The organism is Tepidiforma sp. (genome assembly GCF_034432735.1).
Taxonomy (GTDB): Bacteria; Chloroflexota; Dehalococcoidia; order Tepidiformales; family Tepidiformaceae; genus Tepidiforma.
Window position 1 is genome coordinate 16,157 of the sequence record NZ_DAOUBJ010000042.1, and the last position, 12,274, is coordinate 28,430.

The window sequence follows — 12,274 nt, forward strand, 5'->3', positions numbered from 1 at the left end:
CACTCGACACAACCCGTGACGAACCACGCCTCGACCCCCGCCCGCCGCGTCGTCGTTACCGGCCTCGGCATCGTCAGCCCGCTCGGACATAACGCCTGCGACACCTGGGCTGCCCTCGTCGAAGGCCGCTCCGGCACACGCCGGATCACCCTCTTCGACCCAGAAGGCTTCGAATCACAAGTCGCCGGAGAAGTCCCCGACTTCGACCCGGCCGCCTACATGGACCGCAAAGAAGCCCGCCGCGCCGACCGCGCCACCCAGTTCGCCTTCGTCGCCGCCGACGAAGCCCTCGCCCAGGCAGGCTACCGGCCCCACCCCGGCGACGGCTCCGAACTCGCCATCATCGTCGGCACCGCCATCGGCGGCATCACCACCCTCGCCGCCGAATTCCAGACCATGCTCGCCAAAGGGCCCAGCCGCGTCTCCCCCTTCCTCATGCCCATGATGCTCGCCGACATGACCAGCGGACAGCTCAGCATCCGCCTCGGCGCCCGCGGCGTGAACTATTGCCTCGTCAGCGCCTGCGCCAGCGGCGCCGACAGCATCGGCGAAGCCGCCAACATGATCCGTCGCGGCGACGCCGAAGTCGTCCTCGCCGGTGGCACCGAAGCCCCCATCACTCCCATCGTCGTCGCCGGATTCGCAGCCGCACGCGCCCTCACCACCGCCAACGACGAACCGGCCGCCGCCTCTCGCCCCTTCGACGCTCGCCGCGACGGCTTCGTCCTCGCCGAAGGCGCCGCCATCCTCGTCCTCGAAAGCGAACAACACGCCCGCGCCCGCGGCGCACCCATCCTCGCCGAGCTCGCCGGCTACGGCGCAACCTCCGACGCCTACCACATCACCCAGCCCGACGAGCGCGGCGAAGGCGCCGCACGCGCCATGCAGATCGCCCTCCGCCAGGCCGGCCTCCAGCCCGACGAAATCGACTACCTCAACGCCCACGGCACCTCCACCCCCATCAACGACCGCCTCGAAACACTCGCCCTCAAACGCGTCTTCGGCGAATACGCCTACGACCTCCCCATCAGCTCCACCAAATCCATGACCGGACACCTCCTCGGCGCCGCCGGCGCCGTCGAAGCCGCCATCTCCGTCCTCGCCCTCCAAAAGCAAATCATCCCACCCACCGCCAACTACCAAGTACCCGACCCCGACTGCGACCTCGATTACGTCCCCAACGTCGCCCGCCCCGCCCGCCTCGAAGCCGTCATGACCAACTCGCTCGGCTTCGGCGGCCACAACTCCAGCCTCGTATTCCGCACCTATCGGGCCACACCATGACCCAGGCCGTCGGTGCCCTCCCACCCCGCTGGCGGCTCCGCGACCCCAACGCCCACCAAAACGGCATCCCGCGCTACCCCCCAATCGTCGCCACCGTCCTCGCCGCCCGCGGCATCACCACCCGCCAGCAAGCCGAAGCCTTCTACCGCCCCCACCTCCTCCCCGACCACGACCCCCTCCTCCTCCCAGGCATGGCCGACGCCGTCCAGCGCGTCGCCCGCGCCATCCAAGACCGTGAACTCATCGCCCTCTACGGCGACTTCGACGTCGATGGCATCACCTCCATCGCCATCCTCCATGAAGCACTCACCGCCCTCGGCGCCCACACCACCCCCTACATCCCCGATCGCTTCACCGAAGGCTACGGCCTCAACTTCGGCGCCATCCGCACCCTCGCCCACGCCGGCGCCACCCTCCTCGTAACCGCCGACTGCGGCATCTCCTCCGTCGCCGAAGTCGCCTACGCCAACGAACTCGGACTCGACGTCATCATCCTCGACCATCACACCGTCCCCGACGTCCTCCCCGACGCCCTCGCCGCCGTCAACCCCAAACGCATCGACTCGCCCTACCCCTTCGACGAACTCGCCGCCTGCGGCGTCGCCTACCGCTTCCTCCAAGTCCTCCACGACCACCTCGGCCACCCCTTCGACGACACCAACTTCATCGACCTCGCAGCCCTCGGCACCGTCGTCGACGTCGCACCCCTCATCGACGAAAACCGGCGCATCGTCACCCGCGGCCTCGAAGTCATGCGCAAAGGCGGCCTACGCCCCGGACTCGCCGCCCTCGCCCGCACCAGCGGCGTCACCCCCGAACGCTTCACCTCCGAAACACTCGGCTTCGCCCTCGGCCCCCGCATGAACGCCGCCGGCCGGCTCGCCCATGCCACCATCGCCCTCCACCTCCTCCTCGAACAGGATCACCGTCGCGCCTTCGCCCTCGCCCAAGAACTCGACACCCTCAACCGCGAACGCCAGCGCCAAACCGAAGCCGCTACCCGCCTTGCAGAAGAGCTCCTCGGCCCCGCCGATGCCCCCCTCCTCTTCGTCGCCACCGACCAAATCCCCCCCGGCATCGTCGGCCTCGTCGCCTCACGCCTCGCCGAACGCCGCAACCGCCCAGCCATCGTCCTCTCCCGCGGCCCCGAAGAATCCCGCGCCAGCGCTCGCAGCGTCCCCGGCTTCGACATCGTCGCCGCCATCCGCCACGAAAAACACCTCCTCGTACGCCACGGCGGACACCGCGCCGCCGCTGGCTTCACCGTCCGAAACGAACACCTCGACGAGCTGCGCGAACGCCTCACCGCAACCGCAGCCGCAAGCCTCGGCACCGAACCCCCACGCCGAATCATCGACATCGACGCCGAAACCCCGCTCAGCGCCCTCGACGGCCTCGAAGTCAAAGGTCTCATGCGTTTCGAACCCACCGGCCAAGGCAACCGCAAGCCCATACTCCTCAGCCGCGGCGTTCGCCTCCTCCAAGCCAAGCCCGTCGGCGCCGACGGTAGCCACCTCCGGCTCACCGTTCGCCACGGCCAGATCACCTGGCGCGGCATCGCCTTCCGCCAAGCAGCTGCCGACCTCGACGCCGAGCTCGACATCGTCTACTCCCTCCAGCCCGACTTCACCGGCCAAGGCGTCGAACTCGAAGTCCTCGATCTCGCCCCCACCGCCACCAACCGCCCCCTCGAGCGCTAGCCGTGGCCGACGAAGAACTCACCCTCGACGCCGACGCCGCCCAAGCCCTCCGCGAAGCACAACGCCTCTGCTTTCAGACCAACTGCGCCATCGTCGCACCCGAACACCTCCTCGCGGCCTGCCTTCTCGTCCTCCGAGCCCGCGGCCAATCCCAGCTCCCCGAACCCGCTACCATCCACCAGGCACTCATCGCCACCCAGAGCATCGGAGAAGACCCACTCGATCGCGACGTCATCTTCGGCTCCGCGGCACGCGAGGCCATCGGTCACGCCGCCGCCGAGGCCCGCGCCGCCGGCGCACCCACCATCACCGCTCGTACCCTCGCGCGAGCCCTCGTCCAATCCGGCGAGTGCAGCCCCATGTTCTTCGCTTCCCTCGGCGTGCCCCGGTCCGCCCTCGCCACCGCCCTCGCCGAACCCTGACCGCCCCTCAGGCAGAAGCCCTTGGATGCGCCTGGTCGTACTGCTTCCGCTTCTGCTGGTCCGTCAAATGCGTGTAGATCTGCGTCGTCGAAATGCTCGCGTGCCCGAGCGCATCCTGCACGTACCGGAGCGGCATCCCCCCCGCCAGCATGTGCGTCGCATACGTATGACGCAGCGTATGCGGCGTAATCGCCGCGTCCAAACCCGCCTCCCGTGCATACCCCTTCAAAATCAACCAGAACCCCTGCCGCGTCAGCCGCTCGCCCCGGCGGTTCACGAAAAGCGCCAGCTCCCGGCGATTCCGCACCAGCCTCGGCCGAATATGAAAAATGTACTGCCGAAGCTCATCCACCACCGCCGCTGGCAGCGGCAGCACCCGCTCCTTGTCCCCCTTCCCCACACACCTCACCGTCACCGGGTCACTCTCCAGCGCCACATCCGTCACATCCAGCGAAACCAGCTCCGTCACCCGCAGCCCCGTCGCATACAGCAGCTCCAGCATCGCCTTGTCGCGCCGCGCCTCCGGCGTATTCCGCCGCCCCGGCTGCTCCAGCAGCTCGTCCACCTCCTCCACCGTCAGCGCCCGCGGCAGCTGCTTCCCCACCTGCGGCGACTTCACCTGCTCCGTCGGATCCGTCCCGATCACCCCCTCCCCCACCAAAAACCCAAAAAACGACTTCAGCGACGCCACCTTCCGGGCAACCGTCGTGTCCTTGTACCGCTTCTCGTCGCGCAGAAACTCCACAAAACGGACCATCTGGTCCTTCGTCATCGCCTCCGGCGCCACCCCCGGGAAAGTCGACGCCATGAACATCGTGAACTGATCCAGATCGTTCCGGTATGCCGCCAGCGTATTCGCTGACGCGTTCTTCTCGACCGCAAGAAAATTCAAAAATTGCTCGATGCGCTCGTTCGTCACGTCGCGTTACCTCGATGCCATAGCACTCGTGGGTCCCAGGGGCGGCGCCATGATAGGCGCGCCCCGCGGCGCGTGTCCATGGAAAACGCCGCCCCATTCCGTGAATTTCTCGGTACCCACAGCGCGCCTCGCCTATCACCGAAACGCATATGCGGCCCCTCCCCCGCTCCCGGAACATCCACGCACCGAGCCTAGCCTACCCGCCCCATCCACGCACCCTCCGCCCTTTCCCTACCGCCTGGTAAGCTGAAGCCCACGCCACCCAACGGAGGAGCTCCCATGGTCTCGCTCGAGCTCAACGACGAAGAAAAGCTCGTCCAGCAAGTCGCCCACGACTTCGCGCGCAAAGAAATTCGCCCCGTCGCCGCCTACTACGACGAACACGAAGAAGTCCCCTACGACCTCATCAAAAAAGCCGCCGCCATCGGCTTCGGAATCTCCAAGCAGGGCTCCCTCCTCGACGGTTCCAGCTCCTCGCTCATCCCCTCCATCATCGCCGAAGAGCTCTCCTGGGGCTGCGCTGGCATCGCCCTCGCCATCAACAGCTCCGGCCTCGCCGCCGCCGCCATCGCCGCCACCGGCAGCCCCGAACAGCGCGAACGCTGGCTCGCCGCCATCGCCTCCGACGAAAACGAAGTCCACCTCGGCGCTATGTGCCTCACCGAACCCGATGCCGGCTCCGACGTCGCCAACATCCAAACCACCGCCACCCGCGACGGCGACTTCTACGTCCTCGACGGCGAAAAACAGTTCATCACCAACGGCGGCATCGCCGACGTCCACGTCGTCTTCGCCACCGAAGACCGCTCCAAAGGCTGGGGCGGCCTCGCCGCCTTCGTCGTGCCCAAAGGCACCCCCGGCCTCCAGCAAGGCACCGTCTGGAAAAAAATGGGCATCCGCGCCTCCCATACCGCCAACGTCATCCTCAGCGAATGCCGCATCCCCGCCGAATACAAACTCGGCGCCCCCTCCAAGCCCGGCGGCTCCGCAGGCCCCGGCGCCGTCGGCGCCCTCATGACCCTCGAACGCACCCGCCCCGTCGTCGGCGCCTACGCCGTAGGAATCGCCCGCGCCGCCTACGAATACGCCCTCGACTACGCCAAGAACCGCGTCCAGTTCGGCCGACCCATCATCAAAAACCAGGGCATCTCCTTCATGCTCGCCGACATGGCCATGGCCGTCGATTCCGCCCGCCTCATGGTCTGGCGCGCCGCCTGGATGGCCGGCGCCAACGTCCCCTACCTCCAGGCCGAAGGCTCCATGGCCAAGTGCTACGCCTCCGACGTCGCCATGAAAGTCACCGTCGATGCCGTCCAAGTCCTCGGGGGCCAGGGCTACATGCGCGACCACCCCGTCGAAAAATGGGTCCGCGACGCCAAAATCTTCCAGATCTTCGAAGGCACCAACCAAATTCAGCGGCTCGTCATCGGCCGCGCCCTTGAAGCCCTTCCCCCGCGCAGCTGAACCCCCGAAGAACACCAACGGCCCGCCCGAAAAACCCGGGCGGGCCGCATCCCTCCCCGACCCGGCTCGAACATCAGCTCGGCGGAACCTCCACGCATCCGCCAGCGCTCGACTGCTGCCCGTCCGTCGCCCGGAAGGCCAGCGGATCCGCCCCAGCCCCGAACTCGTTCACATCCCAGGCCACCGCCTCCGTCGAGACCGCGGCCCCTTGCCCAGGTTCGATCACCAGCGTCGTCGCCGTGCTGCCGCCACCCCCACCCGTCACCGCCCCCACCAACGGAAGCAACGCGAACGTTAACGAAAGCGCGACGAGAATCGCGAAGGAGCGGCGCACAGGCACCTCCTCGACGAGCTGGCATGCAGTCTACCACATCCCACAACAGCCACGCTTGCCCAACGCCCCCCTCGCCCCCATGCTGGACACGTTCCATGCCCGTCCAGCCGCGCGAAACCGTCGCCGTCATCGATGTCGGCTCCAACTCCGTCCGCCTCCTCGTCGCCCGCGCCCTGGGCCGCGAAGCCTTCGAGGTCATCGACGAAGCCCGCTACGACGCCCGCCTCGGCGCCGGGCAGGTCGGCGGGCTGCTCACCCCCGAGGGCATCGAACGTGGCCTCCGCGCACTCGCCATCATGCAGCAGATCGCCGAGTCACATACCCCGGCCAAAATCATCGTCGTCGGCACCGAAGCCCTCCGCCGCGCTCCCAACGCCGACGAGTTCCTCCAACGCGCCCACCAAAGGACCGGGCTCCGCGTCCACATCCTCAGCGGCTACGAAGAAGCCCACGCCGGCTACCTTGGCGTCATCAACAGCACCGCCCTCAGCGATGGCTACCTCCTCGACCTCGGCGGCGGCTCCCTCGAACTCATGACCATCGAAGACAGATCCCTCCGACAGGTCCAATCCGTTCCCCTCGGAGCCATCTACAGCCGCGAAACCTACCTCCCCAGCGACCCACCCCAGCCCCGCGAAATCCGCAACCTCCGCAAAGCCGTCCGCCGTTCCCTCACGCCCGGCCACCTCCCGCCCCTGCTTTACGCCACCGGTGGCGCCGTCCGCAATCTCGCCCGCATCGTTCGCCTCCGGCGCCGCTACCCACTCGGGCGCCTCCACGGCCTCGAGCTCACCCGAAAAGAAGTACGTCGCCTCGCCCGCGAACTCGCCGCCGTCCCCACCGAAGCCCGTCGCCGCATCCCCGGCGTCGGAAGCAACCGCGCCGACCTCCTCCACGCCGCCGCCATCGTCATCGACGAAGTCATGGAAATCCTCCACGCCCCCTCCATCGTCGTCGCCGGCCAGGGCCTCCGCGAAGGACTCGCCTGGCAGGCCATCCGCGCCGAAAGCCCCCTCCTCCCCGACGTCCGCCGAGCCAGCCTCACCGGCCTCGCCCTCGCCAACGGCGTCGATATCCTCGCCGCAGAACCCACCGTCCAAGTCGCCGCCCTCCTCTTCGACGCCACCTCGCCGCTGCACGACCTCGGCACCGCCGAACGCGCCCTCCTCCTCGACGCCGCCCGGCTCGCCGGCATCGGCATGCACATCGACTACTACAACCGCGACCGCCACGCCGAATACCTCGTCCACAGCGGCGACCTCCACGGATACACCCACCGCGAAGTCGTCCTCCTCGCCGCCCTCGTCCGCTGGGCCGATTCCGGCACCCCCGAACTCGCACCCTATCGCACCATCGTCGCCACCGACGACCAACGCCGCGCCACCATCCTCTCCGCCCTCCTCGGCCTCGCCCGAGCGATACGCAGGCGCACCCCCTCCCCCATCCTCCGCGTCGAAGCCACACTCCAAACCCACACCCTTCACCTCCACCTCCACGCCAACGTCCCCATCGATGCCGAACTCGAAGAGATCGAACGCCGCCAGCGAAGATTCGAAACCGCCCTCCGCTGCACACTCCAAGTCCGCGGGCCTCTCCCCGCCTAGCCGTGCCCGATGCGCCGCAGCGCCCCCGGCTGGATGAGCCACTCCAGCCAGCAGCCCCCAGCACGGACCTCGCCCGCCGCTCGCACGAGCGCCGCCCCGCCCTTCTTGAACGTCGCGCTCATCCCCGCCGGATCCCCACAGAGCAAGTAGGCCAACAGCTCGCTCATCCACGGCTCGTGGCCCACCAGCGCCACCGGCGAAGCCTCCGTCTCGTTCGCCGCCTCCACCACCGCGTCGTAATCCGCACTCGCCAACGCATCGCAAACCCGAACCCGCCCCAGACCGTACGCCTCCCGAAGAACCTCCGCCGTTTGCACCGCCCGGAGCCAAGGCGAACTCAGCACCACCTCAGGCGCCACCAGCCGGGCGAGCCCCCGCGCAGCCTCCACCATCCGCTCCCGCCCTTCCGGCGTCAGCGGCCGCAGCCGATCGTCCCCCAGCGACCCCCGCTCCACCGCAATCCCGTGCCGCACCAGCAACAGATCCATCGCCGCCACACCTCCCGGTTCAGTTCGCCGGCCCCTCCGCTGGCTCGAACCCCGCCAGCCCGATCTCGGCCACCTTCCACTGCCCCAGAATCGGCCGCCACGTCGTCGCAACCACCACGTTCCCCGCGCTCGAGCGGAAGCGAACCCGGAAGCGCGCCTCCGCCTCCGAAACCGCGTCCTCCTCCACCTCGAACCCATCGATCGCCGGCAGCTGCGAAGGAGAAAGCCCCTGCGCGCCGGAGGCGAGCTGCATCAGCTGCCCCATCGCCTCCGGCGCCAGGTCCGCCATCACCTGCGCCAGATTCCCCGTCATCACCGCCCGCGCCGTCCGCTCGACCGCCGCCCGCACCTCTCCCGGGTCGCCGCTCACGAAGGCGTCACTTCCTTCACATCGTCGATCTGCCACTTCCCCCCATTCTCCACCCACTTGCTCCACACCACCCGCGTCTTCTCCCCGATGTACGAAATCTCCACCTCGTTATTGCCCAGGTCCTTGATCTCGAACCGCGTCGCCGTGATCGGGTTCGCAGCCAACGCCATCACCTTCGCCATCGCGTTCGGCGTGAAGTCCCCCATCAACGAGGCAACGTTTCCCGAAACCACGTCCTGAGCATGCCGCTCCTGAGTAGCCCTGAGGTCAGCCATAAGAAAGCTCCGCGCTGTCGATTTTCCGGCCAATGCCGGGCTCAGGCAGCATACGCCGGCCAGCGTACCCCGTTCAATCGCCCCTCTCGCACCCTAGCTCGCCCTCCGCTCGTGCACCACCAACCGCACCAGCCCGCCCCGCTCCATCGCCGCGTCCAAGAGCGCGCCAATCTCACGAAACTCCCCCACCGGGCGCTCGCTCCCCGCCGCGATCAACAGCCAACCCTCTGTCCCGGGGATAGCGTGGAGCTCGCGCAACCGTACCCTCAGTCGTTCGTCCACATCATTACCGTCGACACCCGCCGCCAAAACCTGCGTAGGGAAACCCCTGGAGCGCTACACCCTCTCCCCGCAGCCCACAACCGACCGCCCCGATAGACTTCCTCCATGCCCGAAGACGCTCGCCCCCTCCCCGTTCCCCCGGCCCGCGCCCCCGAATGGGGGAAGGCACCTGACGGAGCCGAAGAACGCCAATTCCTCGAAGGTCCCGCCGACCGGAGCTCCGAACTCCTCCGCGTCCTCCGCATCAGCAGCGAATTCATCCGCGGATTCCGCAAACTCCACTTCGTCGGTCCCTGCGTCACCATCTTCGGCTCCGCCCGATTCACCGAGGACCACCCCTACTACGACCTCGGCCGCCGCGTCGGCCAGGCCATCGCCCGCGAAGGCTTCACCGTCATGACCGGCGGCGGGCCCGGCCTCATGGAAGCCGCCAATCGCGGCGCCAAAGACGTCGGCGGCTACTCCGTCGGTTGCAACATCGAGCTCCCCCACGAACAAAAGCCCAACCCCTACCTCGATACCTTCGTCGAATTCCGTTACTTCTTCGTGCGGAAAGTCATGCTCGCCAAATACTCCTACGCGTTCATCGCCCTCCCCGGCGGATTCGGCACCCTCGACGAACTCTTCGAAATCGCAACCCTCATCCAAACCAGAAAGATCCGCGACTACCCTTGCATCCTCATGGGCGTCGAATACTACGAGCCGCTCATGGATTTCCTCCTCGACCGCCTCGTCGCCATGGGCACCATCGACCCCGAAGACCTCGACCGCCTCGTCCTCACCGACTCCCCCGAAGAAGCCGCCGCCCTCGTCCGCGAAGTCGGCATCCGCCGCTTTGGCCTCCGCTACCGAAAAGCCCCACCCAAGCGCCGTCGCATCCTCTTCGAATAGCCGGCATCCACCCGCGCCACCCCCAACCACAGCAGCGGGCCGGTAGAACCCCCCGGCCCGCCGAGCGAATTCCTCCGTCCCCTACCCGCGAACCGTGATCGCCGCGTTCGTGATAACGGGCGTCCCTCGCTCCTTCGTTTGCGCCGCCACCAGAATCGTATCCCCCTCTCGCCAGAACGAGGTCACGATCGTCTCCCCCGGGAAGACCACGCCCGCGAATCGCGCCTGGTAGCGCGCCACACGCGCCGTATCGCCCCCCAGCGCACGGTCGACCACCGCCTTGCACACCACACCGAACGAACAGAGGCCGTGCAAAATCGGCCGATCGAAGCCGCCCAACCTCGCAAAATCCGGATCCGCATGAAGCGGATTCTTGTCGCCCGAAAGCCGGTACAACAGCGCCTGTTGCGGCAACGTCTTCGACTCAACCGTACCGTCCGGATCCCGATTCGGCGCCTCGTTGCCCGCCGGCGGCCCGCTCTCCCCGCCAAAGCCCCCCTCGCCCCGCAAAAACAGCGAGAAACGGTTCACGAACAGCGGCTCGGCGTCCCCCTTCAGCCGCGTTTCCGTCTCCAACACCACCAGAGCCGCCTTCCCTTTGTCATAAATCCCCGCAACCTTCCCGCTCGTCTCCACCTCGGCCTCTACCGGAATCGGCTTCCGGATCTCCAAATCCTGCTCGCCGTGCAGGAGCAACGCCGGATTGAACTGCAGACCCGGAACCTGCCCCACCCCTCCGAGCGAACCGAACGCCGGAATCACTCCAAAGCTCGGCAATACCTTCAAGTTCTTCTCGTACGTATACGAAAGCTCGTTCGGGTCCGTCGGCGGGTCCCCCGCGCCGATGCCCAAGTGATACAGGATGATCCGGTCACGGTCCCACCGGAACGAACCGCCCGAAATCGGCGCCCCGAGCGCCTTCGAAGGATCGATTGGCACGTCTACGACCTCGCTGTCTCAGGTGTCCCGGCCGAACCCCGTTCGGCCACCCGGCAGCGTACAACGCTCGCCCAGTTCCTGTCCCGCCCCCTCGCTACACTGGCACCATGCCCATCCCCACCCGCCCCTTCGGCTCGGCAGGATTCCAACTCCCCGTGCTCGGTCTCGGCGCCATGGATACCCCCCACTCACCTGCCGCGTTCGAGACCGTCGCCACCGCCCTCGACCTCGGCATCCGCCTCATCGATACCGCCCGCGACTACGAGGGCTCCGAATACCTCCTCGGCCAAATCATCCGCCAACGCGGCGCCCCCACCGCCTTCTTCGCCAGCAAAACGTTCCGCCGCACCGCAGCCAGCGCCCAATACGACGTCGACCGCTCCCTCCAGGTCCTCGGCCTCGAAACCATCCACCTCTACCAGCTCCACGACGTTTCCACCCAGGAAGCTTGGGCCCAGGTCACCGCCCCCGGCGGAGCGCTCCAAGGCCTCCAGGCGGCCGTCGAACGCGGCGCCGTCCGCTATATCGGCATCTCCACCCACGACCTCCACATCGCCCGCCTCGCCATCGAATCCCGCGCGTTCACCTCCATCATGCTCGAGTACTCCGCCTTCTATCCCGCCTCACGCCCCCTCCTCGACCTCGCCGCCGAGCGCGGCATCGCCGTCATCGTCATGCGCCCCCTTGGCGGCTCCGGCCGCACCAGCGCCATCCGAGGTCGCATCGCCCGCGGTCAAGCCGGCATCCTCACCCCCGCCAACCTCCTCCGCTACGTCCTCTCCCACCCGGCCGTCTCCGTCGCCATCCCTGGCGCGCGCTACCCCGACCGCGTCCGCGAGAACGTCGCCGCCGTCGAACGCTTCATCCCCATGTCCCCTCCCGAACAGCGCGAGCTCGAAACCATCGCCGCCCGGCTCTACGACACATAGGCCGATGCCCCGTCGTCCCGGCGCCACCCCCCCAACTGCCACCGCGCCCATCCCACCACGCCACCGAACCCGCCACCCCGTAGACCATGCGCCATGCGCCCCGAGTGGTCGCGCCACCGGGCCGCCGCCCTCAGCTCCCAGCCCGTGGCGCCGACTCGAATCCCTCCCGCCGGTGCGTCCCATCACAGAACGGCTTCGTCGCCGAATGTCCGCAGCGGCAGAGCGCCACCACATCGTTCTTCTGCGCCACCTCGAACCGGTTTCCCTCCGCATCCACGATCACCACCTCCCCCCGCACCAAATACGGACCGTGGTCCCGAATCGAAATCGTCACCTCGGACATCCCAGGCAGAACCTCCATTCCCGTGGAATA

15 protein-coding genes are annotated in these 12,274 nt (G+C 67.8%); 7 read left to right on the plus strand and 8 right to left on the minus strand.

What is annotated here, in order from left to right; all coding sequences use genetic code 11:
• The first annotated feature begins 15 nt into the window (after window positions 1-15).
• Genes fabF through VAE53_RS04420 form a run of 3 tightly spaced genes read left to right on the plus strand, consistent with a single transcriptional unit; the run spans window position 16 to window position 3,406 of the window.
• A complete protein-coding gene (gene fabF, locus VAE53_RS04410) occupies window positions 16-1,284 on the plus strand; it encodes a beta-ketoacyl-ACP synthase II (RefSeq protein WP_322818156.1) in 1,269 nt (422 codons plus the stop codon).
• Window positions 1,281-2,984: a single-stranded-DNA-specific exonuclease RecJ gene (recJ, locus tag VAE53_RS04415; RefSeq protein WP_322818157.1), complete on the plus strand. Its 1,704-nt coding sequence runs from the start codon at window positions 1,281-1,283 to the stop codon at window positions 2,982-2,984. The genes fabF and recJ overlap by 4 nt, the downstream gene beginning before the upstream one ends.
• Window positions 2,985-2,986: 2 nt before the next feature.
• Entirely contained in the window at window positions 2,987-3,406 is a 420-nt protein-coding gene (locus VAE53_RS04420) for a hypothetical protein (RefSeq protein WP_322818158.1), read from the plus strand.
• Between the two features lie 7 nt (window positions 3,407-3,413).
• Here VAE53_RS04420 and xerA read toward each other — a convergent pair whose 3' ends face one another.
• Window positions 3,414-4,325: a site-specific tyrosine recombinase/integron integrase gene (xerA, locus tag VAE53_RS04425; RefSeq protein ID WP_322818159.1), complete on the minus strand. Its 912-nt coding sequence runs from the start codon at window positions 4,323-4,325 to the stop codon at window positions 3,414-3,416.
• A gap of 279 nt (window positions 4,326-4,604) precedes the next feature.
• Between xerA and VAE53_RS04430 the strand changes: the two genes are divergently transcribed.
• Window positions 4,605-5,789: an acyl-CoA dehydrogenase family protein gene (locus VAE53_RS04430; protein ID WP_322818160.1), complete on the plus strand. Its 1,185-nt coding sequence runs from the start codon at window positions 4,605-4,607 to the stop codon at window positions 5,787-5,789.
• A 73-nt stretch (window positions 5,790-5,862) separates the two neighbouring features.
• Here the strand turns inward: VAE53_RS04430 and VAE53_RS04435 are convergent, their stop codons facing one another.
• Complete coding sequence (locus tag VAE53_RS04435; RefSeq protein WP_322818161.1) at window positions 5,863-6,123, minus strand: hypothetical protein; 261 nt, start codon at window positions 6,121-6,123, stop codon at window positions 5,863-5,865.
• A gap of 95 nt (window positions 6,124-6,218) precedes the next feature.
• Here VAE53_RS04435 and VAE53_RS04440 point away from each other — a divergent pair, with 95 nt between their 5' ends.
• Window positions 6,219-7,727 carry a Ppx/GppA phosphatase family protein gene (locus VAE53_RS04440; RefSeq protein ID WP_322818162.1) on the plus strand — a complete coding sequence of 503 codons (1,509 nt, stop codon included), beginning with the start codon at window positions 6,219-6,221 and terminating at the stop codon, window positions 7,725-7,727.
• Here VAE53_RS04440 and VAE53_RS04445 read toward each other — a convergent pair.
• From VAE53_RS04445 to VAE53_RS04460, 4 genes are all read right to left on the minus strand, one after another.
• Window positions 7,724-8,215 carry a histidine phosphatase family protein gene (locus tag VAE53_RS04445; RefSeq protein WP_322818163.1) on the minus strand — a complete coding sequence of 164 codons (492 nt, stop codon included), beginning with the start codon at window positions 8,213-8,215 and terminating at the stop codon, window positions 7,724-7,726. The two genes, VAE53_RS04440 and VAE53_RS04445, sit on opposite strands and share 4 nt — an antisense overlap.
• A gap of 19 nt (window positions 8,216-8,234) precedes the next feature.
• Entirely contained in the window at window positions 8,235-8,585 is a 351-nt protein-coding gene (locus VAE53_RS04450) for a hypothetical protein (protein ID WP_322818164.1), read from the minus strand.
• The gene (locus VAE53_RS04455; RefSeq protein WP_322818165.1) at window positions 8,582-8,860 is read right to left on the minus strand and encodes a hypothetical protein; all 279 of its coding nucleotides are present in this window, start codon (window positions 8,858-8,860) and stop codon (window positions 8,582-8,584) included. The genes VAE53_RS04450 and VAE53_RS04455 overlap by 4 nt, the downstream gene beginning before the upstream one ends.
• Window positions 8,861-8,953: 93 nt before the next feature.
• Window positions 8,954-9,142, minus strand: a complete 189-nt coding sequence (locus VAE53_RS04460) for a hypothetical protein (RefSeq protein ID WP_322818166.1) — start codon at window positions 9,140-9,142, stop codon at window positions 8,954-8,956.
• A gap of 105 nt (window positions 9,143-9,247) precedes the next feature.
• On the opposite strand from VAE53_RS04460, the gene VAE53_RS04465 reads away from it, so the two are divergent.
• Window positions 9,248-10,033 (plus strand): TIGR00730 family Rossman fold protein, encoded by a 786-nt coding sequence (locus VAE53_RS04465; protein ID WP_322818167.1) that lies wholly within the window; start codon window positions 9,248-9,250, stop codon window positions 10,031-10,033.
• An 81-nt stretch (window positions 10,034-10,114) separates the two neighbouring features.
• Here VAE53_RS04465 and VAE53_RS04470 read toward each other — a convergent pair whose 3' ends face one another.
• A complete protein-coding gene (locus VAE53_RS04470; protein ID WP_322818168.1) occupies window positions 10,115-10,972 on the minus strand; it encodes a MaoC/PaaZ C-terminal domain-containing protein in 858 nt (285 codons plus the stop codon).
• Between the two features lie 107 nt (window positions 10,973-11,079).
• On the opposite strand from VAE53_RS04470, the gene VAE53_RS04475 reads away from it, so the two are divergent.
• Window positions 11,080-11,901: an aldo/keto reductase gene (locus VAE53_RS04475; protein ID WP_322818169.1), complete on the plus strand. Its 822-nt coding sequence runs from the start codon at window positions 11,080-11,082 to the stop codon at window positions 11,899-11,901.
• 130 nt (window positions 11,902-12,031) lie between these two features.
• On the opposite strand, the gene VAE53_RS04480 is transcribed toward VAE53_RS04475, so the two are convergent.
• A partial coding sequence (locus VAE53_RS04480) for a CDGSH iron-sulfur domain-containing protein (protein ID WP_322818170.1) occupies window positions 12,032-12,274 on the minus strand: 243 nt, incomplete at its 5' end.

Coding starts and splice junctions, on each gene's coding strand:
- recJ (WP_322818157.1), top strand. CDS start 1,281: ATGACCCAGGCCGTCGGTGCCCTCCCACCCCGCTGGCGGCTCCGCGAC.
- VAE53_RS04430 (WP_322818160.1), top strand. CDS start 4,605: ATGGTCTCGCTCGAGCTCAACGACGAAGAAAAGCTCGTCCAGCAAGTC.
- VAE53_RS04440 (WP_322818162.1), top strand. CDS start 6,219: ATGCCCGTCCAGCCGCGCGAAACCGTCGCCGTCATCGATGTCGGCTCC.
- VAE53_RS04445 (WP_322818163.1), bottom strand. CDS start 8,215: ATGGATCTGTTGCTGGTGCGGCACGGGATTGCGGTGGAGCGGGGGTCG.
- VAE53_RS04455 (WP_322818165.1), bottom strand. CDS start 8,860: ATGGCTGACCTCAGGGCTACTCAGGAGCGGCATGCTCAGGACGTGGTT.
- VAE53_RS04465 (WP_322818167.1), top strand. CDS start 9,248: ATGCCCGAAGACGCTCGCCCCCTCCCCGTTCCCCCGGCCCGCGCCCCC.
- VAE53_RS04475 (WP_322818169.1), top strand. CDS start 11,080: ATGCCCATCCCCACCCGCCCCTTCGGCTCGGCAGGATTCCAACTCCCC.